General features: G+C 64.8%; 29 protein-coding genes. 14 read left to right on the top strand and 15 right to left on the bottom strand.

The genetic code is table 11. The features are described 5' to 3' along the window. Positions 1-30: 30 nt before the first annotated feature. The 4 genes from pgeF to BRA1253DRAFT_RS18540 are packed head-to-tail and all read right to left on the bottom strand — an operon-like array spanning position 31 to position 3,526. Positions 31-798 carry a peptidoglycan editing factor PgeF gene (pgeF, locus tag BRA1253DRAFT_RS18555; RefSeq protein WP_007596819.1) on the bottom strand — a complete coding sequence of 256 codons (768 nt, stop codon included), beginning with the start codon at positions 796-798 and terminating at the stop codon, positions 31-33. Further along, positions 795-1,913 (bottom strand): class I SAM-dependent methyltransferase, encoded by a 1,119-nt coding sequence (locus tag BRA1253DRAFT_RS18550; RefSeq protein ID WP_007596817.1) that lies wholly within the window; start codon positions 1,911-1,913, stop codon positions 795-797. Before BRA1253DRAFT_RS18550 ends, pgeF begins: the two co-directional genes overlap by 4 nt. A gap of 21 nt (positions 1,914-1,934) precedes the next feature. Beyond that, complete coding sequence (gene lgt / locus BRA1253DRAFT_RS18545; RefSeq protein ID WP_007596816.1) at positions 1,935-2,780, bottom strand: prolipoprotein diacylglyceryl transferase; 846 nt, start codon at positions 2,778-2,780, stop codon at positions 1,935-1,937. Positions 2,781-2,794: 14 nt separating this feature from the next. Then, the gene (locus BRA1253DRAFT_RS18540; protein ID WP_007596814.1) at positions 2,795-3,526 is read right to left on the bottom strand and encodes a dienelactone hydrolase family protein; all 732 of its coding nucleotides are present in this window, start codon (positions 3,524-3,526) and stop codon (positions 2,795-2,797) included. A 168-nt stretch (positions 3,527-3,694) separates the two neighbouring features. Here BRA1253DRAFT_RS18540 and BRA1253DRAFT_RS18535 point away from each other — a divergent pair, with 168 nt between their 5' ends. The 4 genes from BRA1253DRAFT_RS18535 (at position 3,695) to ychF (ending at position 6,616) form a co-directional block, all read left to right on the top strand. Next, entirely contained in the window at positions 3,695-3,946 is a 252-nt protein-coding gene (locus tag BRA1253DRAFT_RS18535) for an accessory factor UbiK family protein (protein WP_007596812.1), read from the top strand. A gap of 183 nt (positions 3,947-4,129) precedes the next feature. Further along, on the top strand, positions 4,130-4,849 hold the full coding sequence (locus BRA1253DRAFT_RS18530) for a 50S ribosomal protein L25/general stress protein Ctc (protein ID WP_007596810.1): 720 nt from the start codon (positions 4,130-4,132) through the stop codon (positions 4,847-4,849). A gap of 58 nt (positions 4,850-4,907) precedes the next feature. Beyond that, positions 4,908-5,513, top strand: coding sequence for an aminoacyl-tRNA hydrolase (gene pth, locus BRA1253DRAFT_RS18525; protein ID WP_007596809.1), 606 nt, complete (start codon positions 4,908-4,910; stop codon positions 5,511-5,513). A gap of 5 nt (positions 5,514-5,518) precedes the next feature. After that, positions 5,519-6,616, top strand: coding sequence for a redox-regulated ATPase YchF (gene ychF / locus BRA1253DRAFT_RS18520; protein WP_007596807.1), 1,098 nt, complete (start codon positions 5,519-5,521; stop codon positions 6,614-6,616). A 120-nt stretch (positions 6,617-6,736) separates the two neighbouring features. On the opposite strand, the gene BRA1253DRAFT_RS18515 is transcribed toward ychF, so the two are convergent. Next, entirely contained in the window at positions 6,737-7,033 is a 297-nt protein-coding gene (locus tag BRA1253DRAFT_RS18515; protein WP_007596805.1) for a DUF4282 domain-containing protein, read from the bottom strand. Positions 7,034-7,211: 178 nt separating this feature from the next. Between BRA1253DRAFT_RS18515 and BRA1253DRAFT_RS18510 the strand changes: the two genes are divergently transcribed. The 3 genes from BRA1253DRAFT_RS18510 (at position 7,212) to BRA1253DRAFT_RS44520 (ending at position 8,491) form a co-directional block, all read left to right on the top strand. Further along, complete coding sequence (locus BRA1253DRAFT_RS18510) at positions 7,212-7,664, top strand: MaoC family dehydratase (protein WP_007596801.1); 453 nt, start codon at positions 7,212-7,214, stop codon at positions 7,662-7,664. Next, positions 7,664-8,146, top strand: a complete 483-nt coding sequence (locus BRA1253DRAFT_RS18505) for a MaoC family dehydratase (protein ID WP_007596799.1) — start codon at positions 7,664-7,666, stop codon at positions 8,144-8,146. Before BRA1253DRAFT_RS18510 ends, BRA1253DRAFT_RS18505 begins: the two co-directional genes overlap by 1 nt. A 198-nt stretch (positions 8,147-8,344) precedes the next feature. Next, positions 8,345-8,491 (top strand): hypothetical protein, encoded by a 147-nt coding sequence (locus BRA1253DRAFT_RS44520; RefSeq protein ID WP_007596790.1) that lies wholly within the window; start codon positions 8,345-8,347, stop codon positions 8,489-8,491. A 41-nt stretch (positions 8,492-8,532) separates the two neighbouring features. Here the strand turns inward: BRA1253DRAFT_RS44520 and BRA1253DRAFT_RS44515 are convergent, their stop codons facing one another. From BRA1253DRAFT_RS44515 to BRA1253DRAFT_RS18480, 5 genes are all read right to left on the bottom strand, one after another. Continuing rightward, positions 8,533-8,670, bottom strand: a complete 138-nt coding sequence (locus BRA1253DRAFT_RS44515; protein ID WP_007596789.1) for a hypothetical protein — start codon at positions 8,668-8,670, stop codon at positions 8,533-8,535. 266 nt (positions 8,671-8,936) lie between these two features. Then, positions 8,937-9,359, bottom strand: a complete 423-nt coding sequence (locus BRA1253DRAFT_RS18495; RefSeq protein ID WP_007596788.1) for a hypothetical protein — start codon at positions 9,357-9,359, stop codon at positions 8,937-8,939. A gap of 315 nt (positions 9,360-9,674) precedes the next feature. Further along, the gene (locus BRA1253DRAFT_RS18490) at positions 9,675-10,592 is read right to left on the bottom strand and encodes a hypothetical protein (protein ID WP_198288255.1); all 918 of its coding nucleotides are present in this window, start codon (positions 10,590-10,592) and stop codon (positions 9,675-9,677) included. A 214-nt stretch (positions 10,593-10,806) separates the two neighbouring features. Next, the gene (locus tag BRA1253DRAFT_RS18485) at positions 10,807-11,247 is read right to left on the bottom strand and encodes a nuclear transport factor 2 family protein (RefSeq protein WP_007596786.1); all 441 of its coding nucleotides are present in this window, start codon (positions 11,245-11,247) and stop codon (positions 10,807-10,809) included. Positions 11,248-11,460: 213 nt separating this feature from the next. Then, on the bottom strand, positions 11,461-11,913 hold the full coding sequence (locus tag BRA1253DRAFT_RS18480; RefSeq protein ID WP_007596785.1) for a nuclear transport factor 2 family protein: 453 nt from the start codon (positions 11,911-11,913) through the stop codon (positions 11,461-11,463). 284 nt (positions 11,914-12,197) lie between these two features. On the opposite strand from BRA1253DRAFT_RS18480, the gene BRA1253DRAFT_RS18475 reads away from it, so the two are divergent. From BRA1253DRAFT_RS18475 to BRA1253DRAFT_RS18460, 4 genes are all read left to right on the top strand, one after another. Continuing rightward, the gene (locus BRA1253DRAFT_RS18475) at positions 12,198-12,440 is read left to right on the top strand and encodes a hypothetical protein (RefSeq protein ID WP_007596784.1); all 243 of its coding nucleotides are present in this window, start codon (positions 12,198-12,200) and stop codon (positions 12,438-12,440) included. A gap of 96 nt (positions 12,441-12,536) precedes the next feature. After that, complete coding sequence (locus BRA1253DRAFT_RS18470) at positions 12,537-12,716, top strand: hypothetical protein (protein ID WP_007596783.1); 180 nt, start codon at positions 12,537-12,539, stop codon at positions 12,714-12,716. Between the two features lie 111 nt (positions 12,717-12,827). Beyond that, entirely contained in the window at positions 12,828-13,214 is a 387-nt protein-coding gene (locus tag BRA1253DRAFT_RS18465) for a hypothetical protein (RefSeq protein WP_007596782.1), read from the top strand. 7 nt (positions 13,215-13,221) lie between these two features. Next, the gene (locus BRA1253DRAFT_RS18460) at positions 13,222-13,587 is read left to right on the top strand and encodes a hypothetical protein (protein ID WP_007596781.1); all 366 of its coding nucleotides are present in this window, start codon (positions 13,222-13,224) and stop codon (positions 13,585-13,587) included. A 68-nt stretch (positions 13,588-13,655) separates the two neighbouring features. On the opposite strand, the gene uvrB is transcribed toward BRA1253DRAFT_RS18460, so the two are convergent. From uvrB to BRA1253DRAFT_RS18440, 4 genes are all read right to left on the bottom strand, one after another. Next, the gene (gene uvrB, locus BRA1253DRAFT_RS18455) at positions 13,656-16,655 is read right to left on the bottom strand and encodes an excinuclease ABC subunit UvrB (RefSeq protein WP_007596780.1); all 3,000 of its coding nucleotides are present in this window, start codon (positions 16,653-16,655) and stop codon (positions 13,656-13,658) included. A 126-nt stretch (positions 16,656-16,781) separates the two neighbouring features. Then, positions 16,782-17,012: a hypothetical protein gene (locus BRA1253DRAFT_RS18450; protein WP_007596779.1), complete on the bottom strand. Its 231-nt coding sequence runs from the start codon at positions 17,010-17,012 to the stop codon at positions 16,782-16,784. A gap of 57 nt (positions 17,013-17,069) precedes the next feature. Further along, positions 17,070-17,297, bottom strand: coding sequence for a hypothetical protein (locus tag BRA1253DRAFT_RS18445; protein ID WP_007596778.1), 228 nt, complete (start codon positions 17,295-17,297; stop codon positions 17,070-17,072). Positions 17,298-17,611: 314 nt separating this feature from the next. Further along, positions 17,612-18,529 (bottom strand): LysR substrate-binding domain-containing protein, encoded by a 918-nt coding sequence (locus BRA1253DRAFT_RS18440; protein WP_007596774.1) that lies wholly within the window; start codon positions 18,527-18,529, stop codon positions 17,612-17,614. A 131-nt stretch (positions 18,530-18,660) separates the two neighbouring features. On the opposite strand from BRA1253DRAFT_RS18440, the gene BRA1253DRAFT_RS18435 reads away from it, so the two are divergent. The 3 genes from BRA1253DRAFT_RS18435 (at position 18,661) to BRA1253DRAFT_RS18425 (ending at position 20,479) form a co-directional block, all read left to right on the top strand. Next, positions 18,661-19,440: a sulfite exporter TauE/SafE family protein gene (locus BRA1253DRAFT_RS18435; protein WP_007596772.1), complete on the top strand. Its 780-nt coding sequence runs from the start codon at positions 18,661-18,663 to the stop codon at positions 19,438-19,440. Continuing rightward, positions 19,437-19,667, top strand: a complete 231-nt coding sequence (locus BRA1253DRAFT_RS18430; RefSeq protein WP_007596770.1) for a hypothetical protein — start codon at positions 19,437-19,439, stop codon at positions 19,665-19,667. The genes BRA1253DRAFT_RS18435 and BRA1253DRAFT_RS18430 overlap by 4 nt, the downstream gene beginning before the upstream one ends. A 116-nt stretch (positions 19,668-19,783) precedes the next feature. Then, a complete protein-coding gene (locus BRA1253DRAFT_RS18425; RefSeq protein ID WP_007596768.1) occupies positions 19,784-20,479 on the top strand; it encodes a glutathione S-transferase family protein in 696 nt (231 codons plus the stop codon). A gap of 160 nt (positions 20,480-20,639) precedes the next feature. Here BRA1253DRAFT_RS18425 and BRA1253DRAFT_RS45290 read toward each other — a convergent pair whose 3' ends face one another. After that, on the bottom strand, positions 20,640-20,831 hold the full coding sequence (locus BRA1253DRAFT_RS45290; RefSeq protein WP_007596767.1) for a cysteine-rich CWC family protein: 192 nt from the start codon (positions 20,829-20,831) through the stop codon (positions 20,640-20,642). Between the last annotated feature and the right edge of the window lie 19 nt (positions 20,832-20,850).

Here is a 20,850-nt window from a genome sequence, read left to right as displayed (position 1 = left end):
CCCCGGAATGACACGGGGTTGCCTTTGTGTTCACGCTTCGAGCGCGATCGCGTGAACGTGGCGGCCGTAATCCGGCTCGTTGCGATGCACCGAGCGGCGGTAGCTGAAGAAGCGTTCGTCGGCGTAGGTGTCCAGACCGAGATCGTCGATCATCAGGATGCCCGCGGCTTCCAGACGCTCGCGGATGAAGCCGGCGAGGTCGAACATCGCGTGTCCCTCGCGCACCGACGGGATGAAAAACATCGTGTTGTCCGCATCCGCCTCGATGAAGCGCGCCACGAACTCGTTGCCGACTTCATAACTGTCCTGGCGGATCAGCGGGCCGATCGCGGCGATGATGCCGCTCCGCGAGGCGCCGAGTTTTTCCATCGCTGAAATGGTCTGCTCCAGCACGCCGGTGAGCGCGCCCTTCCAGCCGGCATGCGCGCCGCCGATCACGCCCGCATTGGGGTCGACGAACAGCACGGGCCCGCAGTCGGCGGTGGAGACGCCGAGCGCGATGCCGGGCACCTTCGTCACCAGCGCATCGCCCTTCGGTCGCGGCCCGCTCGGCCACGGAGCGTCGGCCACTAGCACGTCGGGCGAATGGATCTGGTGCAGGCTGAGAAAGCGTTCCGGCGCGACGCCGACATGCTCGGCCATGCGGCGGCGGTTCTCCGCGACAAGGGCCTGATCGTCGTTGGAGCCGAGCCCGCCGTTAAGCGCGGAATAGATGCCGCCCGAGACGCCGCCCTCGCGGGTGAAGAAGGCGTGGCGCAGGCCGGGCACCGCTGAGAGCAGCGAGGAGGCAAGCGTCATGAATGGTCTCCGGCGCGTTCGAGATCGCTCAGTCCCGCAAGGCCCGTCAAGCGCGGCTCAGAGATGCCGAGCACCTTGAACATCGAACCCATGCCGCTGCGCCCGGTTTCAGTCAGGCGCTTGAGCGCGATCGAAATGTCGGTGGCAACGTCGGGCGCCGCCTTCTGCATCAAGGCGGCGGCACGGGTCTCGATGCCGACGCGCTTGAGGAAATCGCCCTGCGTCACCGGCCCGTGCACGCGGGCGCCCACGTCCTCCGCCCCGCGCGCGAGCGCCTGGAAGTCGACATGGGCCGTGACGTCGGCTTGGCCCGGCGCCTTCAGGGGATCGGTGAAGGTGTGGCGCGCGATCGCCTGGAAGGTGTCGCCGGCATCGCTGCGCAGATGGCCGTAATCGATGATCAGCGCCGCGCCGTCCTGGTCGCGCACGCGGCTGGCGAGCTTCATAATCTCGGCATCGGGCCGCCACTCGAACACGGCCCCGACGGGCGCGGCGCGCACCAGAGGCGGCAGCAGCACCTCGAAGCGTGGGGTCGGCTCGGCCGCCGCGCCGAATTGAAGTTTTCCGTTGGCGTCCACCTCGATCACGCGCTCGTGCCAGCCGTTCTCGTGACGGACCATCTGGTGGATCGGCAGCACGTCGAAATATTCGTTGGCGAGGATGATGCTCGGTCCGTCCGGCACGTCGTCGATGCTGTCGTGCCAGGCAATGTTGCGCACGCCCGACAGCGTCGCACTCTGCCGCTCGCGCAGGACCGGATTGACCTCGACCATGTGGATGTGGAGCGCCTGGTAGAGCGGCGGCAGCACGCGGAGCGCACGCAGCGCATCGGCCATCATGGTGCCGCGGCCAGGACCGAGCTCGATCAGCCGCAGGAATTGCGGCGAGCCCATCTGCTTCCACACCGAGGCGGTCCATAGGCCCAACAGCTCGCCGAACATCTGGCTGACCTCGGGCGCGGTGGTGAAGTCGCCTTCTCGTCCCAACGGATCGCGCGAGACGTAATAGCCATAGCGCGGATGCATCAGGCACAGTTCCATGTACCGCCAGACCGGCATGGGGCCTGAGGATTTGATCAGCGCCTTGATCTCGTCGAGTAACGGCTGGTCGGTCACGGCCTATCTTCTCAAAAGGAATTAACGAATAGCCCCTGCGGGCTCGGGCGCACCGCGCCTCACTGCCAATACAATAAGTATGCCGCCCACAATAAGCATCGGAATCGACAACAGCATGCCCATGGTTAATCCGCCCCAGAGGAAGCCGAGCTGGACGTCCGGTTCACGGAAATGCTCGCCGGCGATCCGGCTCAGACCATAGATCAGGATGAACGCGCCGAGGATCATGCCCGGCCGCTTCAGGGCGCCGAAGCGGATCATGATCGCGAGCACCGTGAACAGCAAAATGCCCTCCATGCCGGCCTCGTAGAGCTGGCTCGGATGACGCGGCAGTTGGGTGGGATCGTTGGGGAAGATCATCGCCCAGGGCAGCTCCGGCCCGGCGGTGCGGCCCCACAATTCGCCATTGATGAAATTGGCGATGCGGCCGAGCAGCAGCCCGACCGGGGCGACGGCGGTGGTGATGTCGCCGAGCGACAGGATCGAGATGCGGTTGCGATAGGCGAACCACATCACCGCGACGACGCAGCCGAGGAAGCCGCCGTGGAAGGACATGCCGCCTTCCCACAGCCTGAAGATCGCGGCGGGATGGTCGATGAAGAAGGGCAGATTGTAGAACAGCACATAGCCGGTGCGGCCGCCGAGGATGATGCCGAGCGTGACCCACAGAATGAAGTCGTCGATCTGCACCAACGACATCGGCGCCGGGCCGCCCCACAGCCGCTCTTTCTTCAGGAGCGAGCGCGCATAGAGCCAACCGAACACGATGCCGCAGATATAAGCCAGCGCATACCAGCGGATCGCGAACGGACCGATCTCGATCGCGATCGGCTTGAAGGCGGGAAAGTCGATGAGCAGAAAGGGCATCGCGCCTTCTATGTCTAGACGAGATTGCGGCGATAGAGCGCCAGCAGACGCTCCCAATGCCGCTCGGCGGCGTCGCGGTGATAGACCGGACGCTTGGGGAAGGCGAAGCCGTGATGGGTGTCGGGATAGATCTCGACTTCGGCTTTGGCGCCGCTCATGCCCTGCTTCACCTGCTCGATGATCTCGGCCGGTGCGTAGATGTCGGTCTCGGCGCAGGCGAAGTAGAGTTCGGCCTTGGTCTTGGCGGCCGCGAGATGCGGGCTGTCGTCCTGGTCGGTTGCGAGTTGCGTGCCGTAGACCGAGGCAGCGGCTTTGACGCGATCGGGAAAATGCGTGGCGGCGTTGATCGCGTAGCGGCCGCTCATGCAGTAACCGACAGTGCCGATCAGTTTGGTGTTCGCGGCCGCCTGGCCCTCGGCATAGGTGAGCAGCGCCCGCGTGTCGTCCATGATCATGGGGATCGTGAGCGATCCCATCAGCGCAAACATGCGCTTGCGTTCCGGAGCGTTCGGATCGGCCGGCAGCGCGCCGAGCTCCATCACGCCGGAACGGTAATAGAGGTTCGGCAGCATCACGTAATAACCCGATGTCGCGAGCCGGCGTGCCATGTCGCGCAGCTCCTCGCGGATCGCCGGCGCGTCCATGTAGAACAGGACGACCGGAAACGGCCCGCCGCGTTCGGGATGGCTGATGAAGGTTGCGGTGTGACCGTCCTTGGTGGGGATCGCGATCTGCTGGTCGATCATCTCGAGCGCCTTTTGTGATTCTTCTTATGCAGGGACGTTGAATACGATTGCAAGGAAACCGGGGCATGACAAGGATACCGCCATCGGCCCTTGAACCGGCCCAATCGGATTGCCATTGTCTCCCCGCGCGTTCGCGCAGAGTTCATCGAAAGCCGCCAGGAGACCGACATGACCCAGACCAACAACCGGTTTTTCGACGAGATCGGCCGCCTGATGAACGATGCCGCCGGTGCCGCGCAGGGCGTCAAGCGCGAGTTCGACACGGTGATGCGCACCCAGGCCGAAAAATTCCTGCGCGACATGGACCTCGTCAAGCGCGAGGAGTTTGAGGCGGTCAAGGACATGGCGCGCCTGGCGCGTGAGGAGAACGAGGCTCTGAAGGCGCGCATCGCGGCGCTGGAGGCCAAGCTCGGCGGCTAACTCCGCCGGCTCCATCCGGGCGATCCGGTTCCGCCCACCAGCCCATTCTCCTTGTCATTTCCGCGTCTTCCGGGTAAAAGCCCGCCACGTCCGCAGCCCCCGCACCCCTGGAGGCTTGCTGCGGCGTATGCCATGGGCCGCGTTGCGGCCCATTAACTTTTGCAAAAACAAGGACTTAACGTTATGGCGACCGTCAAGGAATTGAAGGCGACCGCACGTCCGAAGAGCGGCAAGGGGGCCGCCCGGGCTGAGCGTCGCGCCGGGAGAGTGCCCGGAGTGATCTATGGCAACAACCAGCCCCCGCTGACCATCTCGGTTGACGATCGCGAACTGCGCTCGCGCATCCTCGCCGGCCGGTTCCTGACCACGCTGGTCGACATCGACCTCGAAGGCAACAAGCACCGCGTGATTCCGCGCGACTACCACCTCGATCCGGTCAAGGACTTCCCGATCCACGTCGACTTCATGCGGCTCGGCGAAGGCGCCACCATCCGCATCAGCGTTCCCTTGCACGTGGTGAAGGCTGAAGGTTCGCCCGGCGTGAAGCGCGGCGGCGCCGTGAACATCGTTGCGCACGCGATCGAGCTCGAGTGCGGCGTGGAGAACATCCCGCAGTTCATCGAGGCCGACGTCGGTTCGCTCGAGATCGGCCACTCGCTGCATCTCTCCGACATCAAGCTGCCGGCCGGCGTGAAGGCGCTGACCTCCGAGGACGCGACCCTCGTCACCATCGTGCCGCCGTCCGGCTACGCCGAAGAGCAGAAGGCTGCGGCTGCTGCTCCGGCTGCGGGTGCTGCTGCTCCGGCGGCTGGTGCTGCTCCGGCTGCGGGTGCTGCTGCTCCGGCAGCGGCTGCCAAGGCCCCGGCTGCCAAGGCCCCCGCCGGCGGCGACAAGAAGAAGTAATCTCTCAAAGCTGGCGCGCGGTCCCTGACCGCGCGCCGAGCGAGGGGCGCGCCGCGTCATGCGACTGTTTGTTGGGCTCGGCAATCCCGGCCCGAAATTCGCACGTAACCGGCACAATGTCGGCTTCATGGCCGTCGACGAGATCGCGCGGCGTCATGGGTTCGCACCCTGGCGCCGCAGGTTTCAGGGCGAGACCTCGGAAGGCACGCTCGGCACCGAGCGCGTGATCCTGCTCAAGCCGATGACCTACATGAACGAGTCCGGCCGCAGCGTTCAAGAAGCGGCAAGCTTCTTCAAGATCGCGCCGGGCGACGTCACCGTATTCCATGACGAACTCGAACTGCCGCCGGGCAAGGTGCGGGTGAAGATCGGCGGCGGCATCGCCGGCCACAATGGCCTGCGCTCGATCTCCGCCCATATCGGCAACGACTACCGCCGGGTGCGGCTCGGCATCGGTCATCCCGGCGTGAAGGAATTGGTGCACGGCCACGTGCTGTCGGACTTCGCCAAAGCGGACAACGACTGGGTGGCGACGCTCTGCGACGCGGTGGCCGAGCACGCGGCACTGGTTGCCAAGGGCACGGACGCGACTTTCGCCAACAGGGTGCACCTCGCCATGCAGGCGAAGGGATTTTTGACCAAGGACGACAACGGCAAGGATTAACGCTCGTGGGATTTAAATGCGGGATCGTCGGATTGCCCAATGTCGGCAAATCGACCTTGTTCAACGCGCTGACCGAGACGGCCGCGGCGCAGGCGGCGAACTATCCGTTCTGCACGATCGAGCCGAATGTCGGCGAGGTCGCTGTGCCGGATCCGCGGCTCGATAAGCTCGCAGCGATCGCCAAGTCGGGCCAGATCATCCCGACCCGGCTGACCTTCGTGGACATCGCCGGCCTCGTGCGCGGCGCGTCCAAGGGTGAAGGCCTCGGCAACCAGTTCCTCGCCAACATCCGCGAGGTCGACGCCATCGCGCATGTCGTGCGCTGCTTCGAGGATTCCGACATCACCCATGTCGAGGGCAAGATCGCCCCGCTCGCCGACATCGAGACCATCGAGACCGAACTGATGCTCGCCGATCTCGACAGCCTCGAAAAGCGCGTCGACAATTTGGCCAAGAAGGCCAAGGGCAACGACAAAGACGCCAAGGAGCAGCTCGACCTCGTCAATCGCACCCTGGTGCTGCTGCGCGAGGGCAAGCCCGCGCGTCTCGTCGAGCGCAAGGCCGAGGAGGAGCGCGCCTTCGGCATGCTGGGCCTGCTGTCGTCCAAGCCCGTGCTCTACGTCTGCAACGTCGAGGAAGGCTCGGCCGCATCAGGCAATTCGTTCTCGAAGGCGGTGCAGGACCAAGCCGCCAAGGAAGGCGCCATCGCCGTCGTCATCTCGGCAAAAATCGAATCCGAGATCGCCACCATCTCACGTGACGAACGCGCCGACTTCCTGGAGACGCTGGGTCTCGAAGAGGCCGGCCTCGATCGCCTGATCCGCGCCGGCTACACGCTGCTCGACCTCATCACCTATTTCACGGTGGGCCCGAAGGAAGCGCGCGCCTGGACCATCTATCGCGGCACCAAGGCGCCGGGCGCGGCCGGTGTGATCCACACCGACTTCGAGAAGGGGTTTATCCGCGCCGAGACCATTGCGTATGAAGACTACGTCGCGCTCGGCGGCGAAGCCGGCGCCCGCGATGCCGGCAAGCTCCGCCTCGAAGGCAAGGAATACGTCGTCGCCGACGGCGACGTGATGCATTTCAGGTTCAATACGTAAGATCTGGATAGGTTCGTAGGGTGCGTTAGCGCAGCGTACCCCACCATGCTTCCTCGTTTGCGGAACGAAGTTGGTGGGTTATGCCTTCGGCTAACCCACCCTACGGCACCTGCGCTTGCCTCACCGCACCCCGCCGCCCTGATCCCTGATCGCGCCGAGGTGCTCGTTGATGCGGAAGATGATCAGGATCAGCTCCGCGATGATGCGCGAGAACACGATCCCGACGACAACGCTCGCGATCGACGACAGCAGCATCAGGAAGCCGCCGAACGGGCTGATCGCCATCATCGCGAGGCCGGAGAAGATGCCGGAGAGGCCGAACAGGCAGATCAGCGCGATCACCAGCCAGTAGAAGGTCTTGATGATCGTCGGCGTGATAAAGCGGTCCCATTGAAACAGATCGCTGAATGAAAACATTGCTCTCCCCAGGGCAATTCGGGTGTTGTCGGGCCTTGCAAATGGATCGTGGCCCCTGATCGATCCGACTCAAGACCGACGCCGGCGCGCCGAATGTAGCACGAGCCATGCGGGCCGGCGGGTTGAGATTGCCGCAAAGTGCGGCCACAATCTGTCATTTCCTCAAACCTTTCCCAAGATGACCCTGACCTTCGAAGATTTCCCGCCCGGCCGGTTCGGAACATTCGGCCCGCGCCATGTCACGCGCGACGAGATCGTGGCCTTTGCCGCCGAGTTCGATCCGCAGCCGATGCACCTCGACGAGGAGGCCGCCAGCAAGAGCATGCTGCGGGGCCTGTCCGGCTCGGGCTGGCATCTCTGTTCGCTGATGATGCGGATGATGGCCGACGGTTTCATTACCCGCGCCGCTTCGCTGGGATCTCCCGGCGTCGACGAAGTGCGGTGGTTGTCGCCCTTGAGGCCTGGCGACGACCTCATGCTCGATGTCGACGTCGTGGAGGCCCGCATCTCGAAGAGCCGCCCGGAGCTCGGCATCGTCAAGTTCAAATGCACCGTGCGTAACGCCAGGGGTGATGCGCTGTGCGAGATGACGTCGCCGATCCTGATCAAGCGGCGCGAGGGGGCGGTCTGATGCCGTTTTTCGAGGAGATCGAGATTGGGCATCGCCGCGAGATCGGCGCCTATACGTTCACGGCGGAGTCGATCAAGGCATTCGCCGCAAAGTTCGATCCGCAGCGTTTTCACCTCGACGAGGAGGAGGGCAAGAACTCGCTGTTTGGCGGGCTCGCGGCCTCGGGCTGGCATGTCGGCTCGGCCTGCATGAGCCTGCTTGTCGCCGACGGCCAGCGTCTGGCGCGGGAAGCCGCTTCGCGCGGCGAGGAGGTCGCGGTGTGGGGCCCGTCGCCGGGCTTTCGCGACCTGCGCTGGATCAGGCCGGTGCTCGCCGGCGACATCGTCACCTACGTCAACGTCGTCATCGACAAACGCAGCTCCGCCTCGCGACCCGGCTGGGGCATCCTGACCGCGCGCACCACCGGCACCAACCAGCGAGGCGAGGACGTCTACGCCATCACCGCAACGGCCTTCGTGCCGATGCGTGCGAACGGCGGTTAGATTCGTTCCAGGATGAACGGCGAAAACAGCGTGCGAGTGTTGCTTCCGCGCTATGGACGCGATTCCGGGGGGCTGCCATAAGCCTGCGCAACATGGTTTTCCCGCGAAGCAGTGTGCGGAACCATCGAGTTGCTAACCAATTATGAACCTGTCGCTGTCTATTTGAACGAACTGGGCAGAGTACAGGGGACGAGGACCATGGCAGACCGCGGCGCACTCAAGCTGGTCGGATTCATCTTTGCTACCGCCACGCTGGCCGTGATGCTGGTCGCCGGCATGGTGGTGAAGGGCTATGCCGATGGTGCCTACACCCTGGAAGCTTCGACCGTGGAAGCCGCCCGGTAAGACTTCGTTAACTCTGCGGGGCCGCAACGCGGCCTCCGCCCTCAGCGGCTATAGACGAACGCCAATATCGCGATCGCAATCGCCAGCAATCCGACAAAACGCAGCATGATCGTGCCGAACTGGTTCGGCGCGGGCCGCAGCGGTATCGGGTCGGTGGTGTCGGGCCGAATGCTTTCCATGACATGTCCCCGGGCCCGCCGCGATGGCAGGAGCGCTTGGCGTTAGTCGTCGGGTGGCGGTGGGGCGTTCAAAACCCTCCGCTGTCATGCCCCGCGAAAGCGGGGGCATCCAGTACGCCGCGGCGTCTCGGTAGCACATCACCGCCTCTGGAATACTGGATCATCCGCCTTCGCGGATGATGACGTTACATTGAGGGTGCCCCCCAGAATCAAAACCGCCGCGCCCCTTTCGGAACGCGGCGGCCGGTGATGCGTGATGTCAGCGATCAGCTGTTGCGCAGGCCGTCGGCGGCGCGCTTCCACTGCGAGACGTTGTCGGCGATCATGCGGGTCGACTTCATCGCGGCCTGGCTGAGCTGGGCGTAGCCGGAGATCTCGCGCTGGACGCGCTGGCCTTCGGCGTGGAGCAGGTCGCGCAGGCTCTCAAGCTCGGAGATCAGATTCTCGATCTCGGCGAGCGAGGTGCCGGCGACGCGCTGGATCAGCGAGTTGACGTTGGTGACGGTGGCCTCCGCGCTCGGATCGAGCGGCGGCGCGTCCGTGGCGGTCGCTGCCGGACGGCGCAGATAGGCGATGTCGTTGCGGACGAAGTCACGGATGCCGGCTTCGACTTCCGTCACGGCGGCGAGGTTGGTGTCGATGGTCTCGGTCTCGGTGGTTTCGGTCTTTTCCGGACGCATGGCGTTCATCGTTATTCCCCTGTTCGCGTTGAGCGCAGCGCGAGTGTCCCCCGCACGACGACGTCAGCCTGGGACTAGGGCGTCGGATTTTGGCCGCAACTTGGCCGAGGTGCGGCAAGGGCGGTCCATTCGGGGGCTTTGCCGTGGCGTATGGTTACGGAAGTCTGAACGCGGCCGCACCGGCGAACTTTGTAGCTCCTCATGGTGAGGAGCGCGAAGCGCGTCTCGAACCATGCAGGCCCAACTGTAGCAGCGGGGGCCTCGATCCTTCGAGACGCGCGCAAGAGCGCGCTCCTCAGGATGAGGAGAAAGATTAGCGCCCAACTACCAGCTCTTCTTGAACCCCGCCGTCAGGCTCTTGTTGATCGCCCCTTGCGAGGTTTCGCCGACCGAGCCGGAGACGGTGACGTTGTCGAACAGCTTTTGCTCGGCGCCGACCTTGCGCAGCCATTTGTCGTCGGTGGTCGACAGCGACTGGCCCGCGGTGATGCTGGTGCCGGTGTCGGTGAGAGTGACCTTGGCCGACTGCTCGGTCTCGTAATTCCGCGTGATGTGACCGCCGACTCCGGGGAGCGCCGTGGTGCCCTGCTGGTTGACGCTGTAGCCGTTCTGGAGCGTCAGCGACGTGTCGCCCGATAGCGGCACCGATTTGATCAGCGCCGCCCCGAGTTTGCTCTGTTCGGCGCCGGGATCGACGCGGGCCTCCACCGCGGTCTTGTCCCAGATCGCGCCCGCGCCCGGCGCGGTTGCGGCCGCCCAGGCGCTGCCGGACGATTGAGGCACGCTACCGCCATTGGTGGCTTTCTGCGCCAGGAGCTCGGACATCGTCCGCGGCTCGCTCGTCACCGTCATGTCGGCGCCGATGCGGGCGTCCCAGAATGAGGATACCGACTGCTTCACGGTCACCGCCGAGGTGCCGTTGGCGTTGGCGTTCGACGCCCAGTTCAGCCCGTCCTTGGCGGCGGCCTGCGCGCGTTTCTTGGCGGCGATGATGTCGTTGAGCGTCCCGGCGTCGATCGCGAGCTGGCCCCAGTCGAGCTTGTCGACGTCGATGCCGCGGAGCACGTCGGGATCGTTGACATCAGGGGCCTCCGCCGTCTCGGCCTCGTCGTCGGGCGCTGCGGCCGGGCCGGGGGAGAAGGGCGGAATGATCTGCGCCGACACCGTCAGCACCGATCCCAAGATGAAAGCGGCCGCCAGCATCGGCAGCCTGGTCAAGCCAAACCCTGTCGAGAATTCCATCGTCCTGCCCGTCAGCCCAGTTCTCGCCGAGGATGCGGAACCATCGTCGCGAAATTGTGGCGGCTCCATCAAGCGCGAACCAACGGGCCGCGCGAAAGGCGCGCGCCCGATGACGAGCTTCTCCACGATTGCATCCGGCGGGGCTGGAGGCCAGGACGCGTCGCGGGGAGCATCAGCCATCGGTCCCGAAGTGCGGGGCCCGTTGGTGTTCCGTTCAGCCGACGCCGGTCATCTTCGGCAGATGAATGGCGCGGCCGAGTGCCTGCTCGACCAGATCGAATGTATCGATCAGCACGCGCATGCTGGTGAGTTTGCCCGCCTTGAACTGGGCGAACTGCGCCACCCGCAAGCTGATCGGCTTGTTGGAATCCAGCGCGGTCAGCGAATAGCGCAGCATCGAGGCGGCGGAATCGACGCCGAGCATGATGCTCTCGCGGTCGAAGCGGCGGACCTGGAAATTGTCGGCGAGTTGGTGGATGACATCGAGCACGGCGTCCTTGCCCTGGCGCGCGCCGAGGAACGGAAACATGTCGATCGGGCCGTACAGCGCCCACTCGACGTCCTCGTCGATCAGGGCCTCGATGTCCTCGAAATGCCGGTCGTTGATCGCGCGGTGCAATGCGCGCGAGAAACGCCAGAGGCTGTGCTCTGTCATTTTGGGCAGTCCTGAAGCTGGCTTGCAAAAACAAAAATCAACCCCAGCGCACAGAAATGGTGCCGCGGGGTCGCTCAACTCATTTGTATACGAACAAAATACGCCAATTCGGCCAAAACGCAATTCACGTTTTCGCAATGCACAATTGATCCCGGCGTGTGAGATTTACAATAGGAGCCCGTATTTTCCCGGTCCGGGCCGGTTTGGAGAGAGCTAGCCCCCGTCCACCCGCTCGCCCACGATCAGCGGGCCGATCTCACGTTCCAGCACCTGCTGCACCAGGTCGTAGGAATCGATGATCTCGCGGATCTGCGCCACCTGGCCGTTGCGGAAAGTGTAGAATATGGCCATGTCGACCTGAATGATGCGGTCGTGGCTGCGCTTCCTGAAGAACACGCGCAGATAGGCCGCGACCGTGTCGCCTTCGGCGACGATCTGCGGCACCTCGTAGCGGATTTCGGCGTATCGCTCCTGCACGGTGCGCCAGAATTCGCCGAGCTCCTTCTTGCCGTGGCAGGGGCCCATGTGCGGCAGCACGTCGATCGGCGCGTGGGTGAGAAAATCGACGTCGTCGGTGCAGCACGACAGCGCGGCCTCGAGATCGCTGCGCCCGATGGCGTCGAGCAGGTGCAGCACGCGCTGGCGATTGAGCTTCTCGACCGTCATTCCGCCCGTCCTCATTGGCCGTGTGGAGTTTGCGCAAAGCTAACGCGCGGCTTCGGACACCGGCAATCCGCAAAACCACAGGGGATGTCGCAGACGATTTGACGCGCAAACGCAATGCCAGGTTCATGACTGCAACTGCCGGTTGAGTTACCGCGCGCCTGCACGAATTCGCGTGGCTTTCGGCTGCATGGGCTCGCGCTGCCCAACGCGCGGCAGCGAACACGGGAACCGGGACGGGTCCGTGCCCGTTGAGATTGCGACACCGCATTCGGAGACATCGATCCATGAAATCCCTTGCCGCCATCGCCGCCGCACTTCTCATGCTTGGCGCGACCTCCGCCGCCAACGCCAAGGGCTGCATCAAGGGCGCCGTCGTCGGCGGCGTCGCCGGCCACTACGCCGGCCATCACGGCGTCCTCGGCGCCGCCGCCGGCTGCCTCTACGGCCGCCACCATGCCAAGGAGCAGCAAGAGCAGGAGAGGCAGCGACAACAGCAGAGCCAGGTCAACGGCCAGGGCAAGCTGTAACGGCACGGAAAACTGTGCTCCCGCCGTCTTCTATCCGGCATGCTTCGATGGTAAATTCCATTCGCGAACGCTGGGATTGAACCAGGCGAGGGAACGATGGACGTCGGGAAGTCCTTGTGGGGTTTAGTCCTCGCAATCCTGTTCCTGTATTTCGTCGTCGCTTTCGTGGGGAAGGCTTCCCGTTCTGCGGGCGTCAAGTACAATTGGGTCGGCGTTCTGCTGTCATTCTCGACGATCGGCCTCGCCATCTATCTCGTTTTCTTTCGCCAGCTTTGAGCCGGTCCCGGCTGCCTCACGTCCCGGGCTCTCGGACGGGCGTGAGCCAGCTCACATCGCGCGCCTTCCCCTGTGGCTATCGTCCTCCCCATGTCATCAGGGAGACGCGCCATGGCCGCCATCGCCACAGTCAGAAAGTCCAGCCTGCACAACGCGCTTGAAGGCCTCGCGCTGACTGCGACGCTGCAGAGCTTCCCGACCTTCGCCGCCGCGGCTTTCCTGCTCAAGCTGGTCGGCAATCACGACCTGGTCGGCGATCCCGGCGTCGCCATCTTCGTCGCCATCGCCTCACTCGCCCACGCGCTGCTTGCGGTGACCTTGGGGCCGAACTTCCCGCATTTGTTCAAGACCGTCTACGAGCCGAAGTTCTTCGAGGCCCATCTGTCGCTCACTGAGAAGATCACGGCATGGCGCACCCAGCCGGTCGCCTCGCTCCAGCTCATGACCATCGTGCTGCTGCTGTCGGTGATGGCGGTGGTGACGGCCAGCGTGGGGTGATCGCATCATGCCCTTCATCACCGCGTCGAAATCCGGTCCGCTCAACTGGCTCGAAGGCTTTGCCCTCACCACGATCCTTCAGGGCTTCCCGATCTTCGCCGCGGCGTCGCTGATGGTGAAGCTCCTGGGACATGACCGCGGTGGCAGTCACGTCCTCACCATCGCGATGGCGTCGATCTTCTACAGCTGTCTCGCCATCTGGGCGGGATCGACATTCCCGGGATTTGCAAAGAACGCCTACGAACCGCTGTTCTTCGACGCCAGCCTGTCCTTCTCCGAGAAGATCGCCCGCTGGCGCGCCAAGCCGGCGACGTCGATGCAGCTGGTGGCCTCAGTGCTGCTGCTGTCGCTGCTCGCGGCGAGCGTGGGGTGAGTGCGCGTTCTCATCATTCTCGGATGCCGCCATCAATAACCATGGGCGGCGCCGGCGCTCCGCGCCCCCTATCTCTTCTTCCAACCACCTCTATGCCCCGGCGCCCCTCCGCTCGACCGCGGCGATGGCCCAAACTCCGGGCCTGACTGCCGCGAATCCGTCGGCTGGATGATGCGGCTTTCGCCGCCGAACGGTTTTGAGGGCAGCGCGCGGTCGCCCCGATACGGCAACGACTCCGGGCCGTGCATCTCGTCGAGATGCGGCTTGTGGATTCGCGAGCCCTTGCTGCCGCTCGCCTTGAGTGCCGTGGCAGCGCTCTTGTTCTTCAGCGCGCTGACCGGCAGGTTAGCGGCGTCGCCGTATTTCTTCGCGCCCGCATAGGCGCCGGCTTTACCCTGCACCGTGCGCTGCTTGACGGTGGGATCGTCGACCACCGCGAGTTCGGTGGCGCGCAGGCGCTTGACCTCGTCGCGCAGCCGGGCGGCTTCCTCGAAGTTCAGATCGGCGGCGGCCTCGCGCATCCTTGTTTCGAGATCGCCGAGCACGGCCTCGAAATTGTGGCCGATCGAGATGACGTCGTCGGTCATGTCATGGCCGCCGATCTCGACCAGCACATGATCGCGCTCGTAGACGCTGTTCATGATGTCGCCGATCGACTTCTTGATGCTCTCCGGCGTGATGCCATGCGCCGTGTTGTACTCGACCTGCTTCTCGCGGCGGCGGTCGGTTTCGGCGATGGCGCGCTCCATCGAGCCCGTCATCTGGTCGGCATAGAGGATCACCTTGCCGTCGACGTTGCGCGCGGCGCGGCCGATGGTCTGGATCAGCGAGGTCTCACTGCGCAAAAAACCTTCCTTGTCGGCGTCGAGGATCGCAACCAGCGCGCATTCGGGAATGTCGAGGCCTTCGCGCAGCAAATTGATGCCGACCAGCGCGTCGAACGCGCCGAGGCGCAGATCGCGGATGATCTCGATGCGCTCGATGGTGTCGATATCGCTGTGCATGTAGCGGACGCGAATGCCCTGCTCATGCAGATATTCGGTGAGGTCCTCCGCCATGCGCTTGGTCAGCACCGTGATCAGCGAGCGATAGCCGGCCTGCGCGGTGGCGCGGACCTCGCCGACGAGGTCGTCGACCTGGGTGCGGGCCGGGCGGATGTTGACGGGAGGATCAATCAGACCGGTGGGGCGGATCACCTGCTCGACGAACACGCCGCCGCTCTCGTTGATCTCCCAGGCGCTGGGCGTGGCCGAGACCGCGATCGTCTGCGGCCGCATCATGTCCCATTCCTCGAAGCGCAGCGGGCGGTTGTCCATGCAGGAGGGCAGCCGGAAACCATATTCGGCGAGCGTCGCCTTGCGGCGGAAGTCGCCGCGGAACATGCCGCCGATCTGGGGCACGGTGACGTGGCTCTCGTCGGCGAACACCAGCGCGTTGTCGGGCACGTATTCGAACAGCGTCGGAGGCGGCTCGCCGGGCAGGCGCCCGGTGAGATAGCGCGAATAGTTCTCGATGCCGGCGCAGCTTCCGGTCGCCTCCATCATCTCGAGGTCGAAGGTGGTGCGCTGCTCCAGCCGCTGCGCTTCCAGCAGGCGACCCTGGTCGTGGAGCTGGTCGAGCCGCATCTTCAATTCGGATTTGATCGACTTGATCGCCTGCACCAGCGTCGGGCGCGGCGTCACATAGTGGGAGTTGGCGTAGATCTTGATGAATTCGAGCTCGTCCTGCTTATGCCCGGTGAGCGGGTCGAACTCCTCGATGGTCTCGACGGTGTCGCCGAACAGGTTCACCCGCCAGGCGCGGTCTTCATAGTGCGCCGGGAAGATGTCGATGACGTCGCCGCGCACGCGAAATGCGCCGCGGGTAAAATCGGCCTGGGTGCGCTTGTATTGCAGGGCGACGAGGTCGGCGATCAGCTGGCGCTGGTCGATCCGCTCGCCCTTCTTCAGGGCAAAGGTCATCGCGGTGTAGGTTTCGACTGAGCCGATACCGTAGATGCACGACACCGAGGCAACGATGATGACGTCGTCGCGTTCGAGCAGCGCGCGCGTCGCCGAGTGGCGCATGCGGTCGATCTGCTCGTTGATCGAGGAATCCTTTTCGATGTACGTGTCCGTGCGAGGGACATACGCTTCCGGTTGGTAATAGTCGTAATAGCTGACGAAATACTCGACCGCGTTGTCGGGGAAGAAGCTCTTGAACTCGCCATAGAGCTGGGCGGCGAGCGTCTTGTTCGGCGCCAGGATGATGGCGGGGCGCTGTGTCGCCTCGATCACCTTGGCCATGGTGTAGGTCTTGCCGGAGCCGGTGACGCCGAGCAGCACCTGCGAGCGGTCGTTGCGATTGATGCCCTCGACCAGCTCGGCGATCGCGGTCGGCTGGTCGCCGCGCGGCTCGTAATGCGACTTGATCTCGAAGCGCACGCCGCCTTCGGACTTTTCCGGGCGCGGCGGCCGATGCGGGGTCCACACCCTGGTGGAGCCGTCGTCCTTACGGAACTCCGGCCGGCCCTCGCGGATCAGCGATTCCAGCGCGTCGGCGGTCGCCTTGACGCCGAGCGCCTCCATCTTGCTGCGCGGCGGGCGCGCCAGGGCTTCGGCATCGTCCTCTTCGGTGGGAAGGCCGAGTTGACGCGCCAGTTCAGGATCGAGCGTCGGGATCGTGGCCGCGGTTCCGTAATTGGCCTGCGGCGCCTCGCCAAGGCCTTCGGCCTCTCTGCTCCCTCCCCCCTTGTGGGGAAGGGTCGGGGAGAGGGGTAAGCCGCGAGTCGCGCTGCCCGTTGCGGTGTCCTGCGGAAACTCCTTCGGCGTCGAAGCGCGCGCGCGATGCGCGGCAGCCTCGCCCCCGGAGCGGCGGTCGCGCGAATTGTCCGGCGGCGGCTGCAGGCCGGTGCCCGATCCGAGCCCGGCATCGCCGCGATTGATCGCGGGATTGAGCAACTCGGCCAGCGCCGGCCCGATCGGCTGCACGTCCGGGCGTGACGCCTTGGAGTTTGGCGCCTTCGCGTTCGGAGCCTTGGCCTTGGGGGATTTGCCGGATTTTTCGGGGGATGCAGGTTTCTTCGCCATGCTCCGAATATGGGGCGAGTCCGCCTCGCAATAAAGGGCGAATGCCCTTCCCGGATCAGACTGCTGACAGCAGGTTGGCAGCAGGCCTTGGGATCACGGCAGGCCTTGAGATCCCGGATCTCGCGATTAGGCCGCCGGCGACGGTCCCTCATCGTCCCCGGCTGCCTGATGCGGCTCGAGGATGTCGAGATGGATGCCGCCGCAATCGGTGCAGCGCATGGCCCAATACTCGCTTCCGGCACGGCCGCCGATCACGCGGAGCACGGCGAGATCGCCGTCGCATTCCGGGCAGCTGGACAACACATTGCGGGTGTAAATCCTCGGCCGCGGCGTGTCTTCGAATTCGATGACTGACATGATCGATTGCCCCCTTTGACCCTGCGCCGTTCCTTGGTCGCCTGCAGTCCCGCTCGCTTATTCGTCGTCGCTGTCGTCGGCCCGCCGGCGGAAGCGATCGATGTGATGCTTGGCATGGGCAATCGCGGCATCGGGATCGGGCCAGGCGAAGCCGACTTCCATGGCCGGAAACAGCACGCCGTCGATGGCAACCGGGCTGAAATCGGCACGCCTGATACGGGCGTGCCACAGCCCCTGGCCAGCTTCGAAGGATTCGATGTCAAAGCCGTCGTAGAGGGTCGTCATTGCAGTCCCCAAAATGTTTTGTTCGAGCGCCTTGTTGGAGGGTCAGGGGACCACGTTTGCGGATTTCAGAATGTGAAGCCGTTCACAAGCGGCGGGCTTTTTTGTCTGCGGACCAATGAATTCGGTTCCGCAAACCCGGTGCGCTCCCTCTCCCGCTTGCGGGCGAGGGTTGGGCGGGGGTGTTTCCACAGAGAGATTCCCCAACGTGGAGGGAACCCTCACCCGGCGTTTCGCGCCGACCTCCCCCGCAAGCAAGCGGAGAGGTGCACCGCATTCCGGGCGCGCGGCTTCAGCAAACCTGTTCGTGTGGATGATCAGTTCCGCGGGCTGGTGCGGCCGGTCCGCCGGATGGGACGGGCGGCCGGTTCCGACGCCGCGCGCATGATCCAGCGGCGGAACGCGGCAAAGTCGCGCTGCTCGGTCTGGAAGCTGCGATAGAGCAAATACCAGCGCATGCCCTTGGGCACCGAGAGATCGAATGGCGCGACCAGCCGGCCGGCGGCGAGATCGTCATCGATATAGGGCCGGATGCCCATGGCGATGCCGAGCCCGTCGGCGGCAGCCTGAAGCGCCTGGCCGTAGAACTGGAACTCCGGACCCCGCGCGTTGATGCGCGCGAGGTTCGCGGCCTTGAGCCAGATCGGCCAGTCCTCGGGCGAATGCGTAACGCGGATCAGGCTCGGTCCCCTGAGATCAGCCGGGCGCTTCAGCGAGGAAGCGAGGCGGGGAACGCAGACCGGTGTGAGGTCGCCGGCGAACAGCGGCTCGGCGACCAGCCCGGGCCAGTCGCCGGTCCCGAGCTGGATGCCGCAGCTCCAGTCTTCGCCGAACGGCACCGACGCGCCGCCGGTGGTGAAGCGCACCTCGATGTCGGGCTCTTCGTTGCGAAACTCCGACAGGCGCGGGATCAGCCAGCGCATCGCAAAGGTATGGCCGATGCCGATGGTGAGCACCCGGACGCTCGAGGGCGCCGTCACCTGGGCGGTGAGGCTTGCGAGCGCGTCGAAGATCGGCGTCAGCCCGCTCTGATAGGCGCGGCCGGCCTGCGTGAGCAGCAGCTTGTTGGCCTTGCGCTCGAACAGCGCGACGCCGAGCCGCTCTTCCAGGATGTGCACCATGCGGCTGACTGCGGCCGCCGATACGCTCAGCTCGAGGCCGGCCGCGGCAAAGCTGCCGGCCCGCGCCGCGGCTTCGAATGCCTTGATGCCGTTGAGAAACAGCAAGCGCCGCAAATGACCAACCCTCAGGAAAGCTGATGCCAGGCCAAGATAACTCAGTTTGCGTAGACGGGGCAAGCGGGGCACGTTTCCCTTCCCTTCGCTTCGCGCCGCGAGCGGGGAGAAGGCCAATCGGAGATTTTTGCGTGACGCCCATCATGATCGCTGCCCTTGGATTGCTGATGGTCGGCACGGCGTTCCTGTCGGGGCTGTTCGGGATGGCGGGAGGGCTGATCCTGATCGGCGTGCTGCTGGCTCTGATGCCGCTGCCGACAGCGATGGTGTTGCATGCGATCACGCAGATGGCCTCGAACGGCTGGCGCGCCTTTCTCTGGCGCGCGCATATCCGCTGGCGGCCGGTCGCGAACTATATGGTCGGCGCGGCCGTCGCGCTTGCGGCGTGGTCGCTCACGCGCTACGTGCCGGACAAGCCGGTCGCGCTGCTGCTGCTCGGAATCACGCCGTTCATGGCGCGGCTGCTGCCGTCGAACATCAAGCCGGATCCGGACCGTCTCTGGCAGGGCACCGTCTACGGCACGATCTGCATGGGCCTCATGCTGATGACCGGCGTGTCGGGGCCGCTGCTCGACACCTTCTTCCTCGGCGGCGATTTCGGCCGGCGCGAGAAGGTGGCGACCAAGGCGATGTGCCAGCTCGTCAGCCATTTCACCAAGCTGATTTATTTCGGCAGCATCATCGACCAGGCGGCGACGCTCGACCCCGTGCTCGCCGGGGTCGCGATCGCGGCATCCATGCTCGGTACCACGCTGGCGCGGCGCATCCTCGAAGCCATGACCGACCAGCAATTCGTGGCTTGGTCGATGAAGCTGATCACCACCATCGCCTGCTACTACATCGCCTATGGCGGTTGGCTGCTGGTCCGCACGCCCGTGCTGGCCGCCTTCGACAAGGGAGGTTTGCAATGAGCGAGACTGCCGACCCGCTGGTGCTAGACTTCGTCGAATGGGTTGCGCGCGAGCCGCGCGCCTATGCCGAGGTGATCGCGACCTGGAAGACCTCGTGCCCGCGCCTCACCATATGGGAAGACGCCGCCGACCGCGGCTATGTCGCGCGCGAGATGCTGCCCGGAATGGGGCTGGTGATCGCGGTGACGGAGGACGGCGAGAGGCTGCTGCGCACGAACGGGCGCTAGCTCTCTCTACATCCGTCATTGCGAGCGCAAGCGAAGCAATCCAGAATGTTTCCGCGGCGGCGGTCCTGGATTGCTTCGCTTCGATCGCAATGACGGAATACCGGGAGACCACTTTCATGTCGTTCAAACTGTTCGAACTTGTCGGCACCGATCCCTCGCGACCGTTCAGCCCGTTCTGCTGGCGCACGCGGATGGCGCTGGCGCACAAGGGCCTTTCGGCGGAAACGCTGCCCTGGCGCTTCACCGAGAAGAGCGCGATCGCGCCGCACGGCTCGGAGAAGGTTCCCGTGCTGCTGCATCACGACCAGCCGGTGGTCGATTCCTGGGCGATCGCGAATTATCTTGAGGATCATTTTCCGGACCGTCCGTCGCTGTTCGGCGGCGAGGGCGGCCGCGCCATGGCGCGCATGCTCAATGCCTGGGGCGACATCGCCATCGTCGGCGGCATCTTTCCATTGATCATCGCCGACATTCCGAAGAATCTGGACGCGGTGGACGCCGCCTATTTCCGCCAGTCGCGCGAGGCGCGTTTCGGCAAGAGTCTGGAAGAGGTGATGTCGGGCCGCGATGCCGGCGTGGTCGCCTTCCGCAAATCGCTCGAGCCGATGCGGCAGGCCCTGAAGAAGCAGCCCTTCATCGGCGGCGCCGCACCGAACTATGCCGACTACATCGTGTTCGGTGGTTTTCAGTGGGCGCGCGTGACCAGCCCGTTCAAGCTGCTGGAAGCGGACGACCCGGTCTACGCCTGGCGCGAAAAGCTGCTGGATGGGTTTGATGGAATGGCTCGGAGATCGCCGGGGCACGCGGTGTAGTTGTCGCGAGCTGTCTCTCCTCAGCGTCGTCCTGGCGAAAGCCACGACCCATACCGCGGAATCTGTCGACGGCGTTCGGTAGACGTCCCGAACGACGAATCTTCGCCAAACAACTCCGTGGTGTAATGGGTCCTGGCTTTCGCCAGGACGACGCGGAGGATTACGTTGCCTCCGCCGCCTCGCGCAAGCACGCCCGGCACAAACAATCCTCGCCCTTGACCGGCATCGGCAGCCGCGCCGTTTCTTCCGCGCACCAACAGGTGCCCGACAGGTCGCAGCCGAATTCGGCGCCGCAGCGGGAGCAGGCGAGGCGGCGCGGTTCCTGCACTGGAATGTCTTGCGGATTTGTCATGATTTGCGCAAAAGCCGTG

The sequence above is a fragment of the Bradyrhizobium sp. WSM1253 genome (assembly GCF_000244935.1).
Lineage (GTDB): Bacteria > Pseudomonadota > Alphaproteobacteria > Rhizobiales > Xanthobacteraceae > Bradyrhizobium > Bradyrhizobium canariense.
This window is presented reverse-complemented; position numbering and strand designations above follow the sequence as displayed.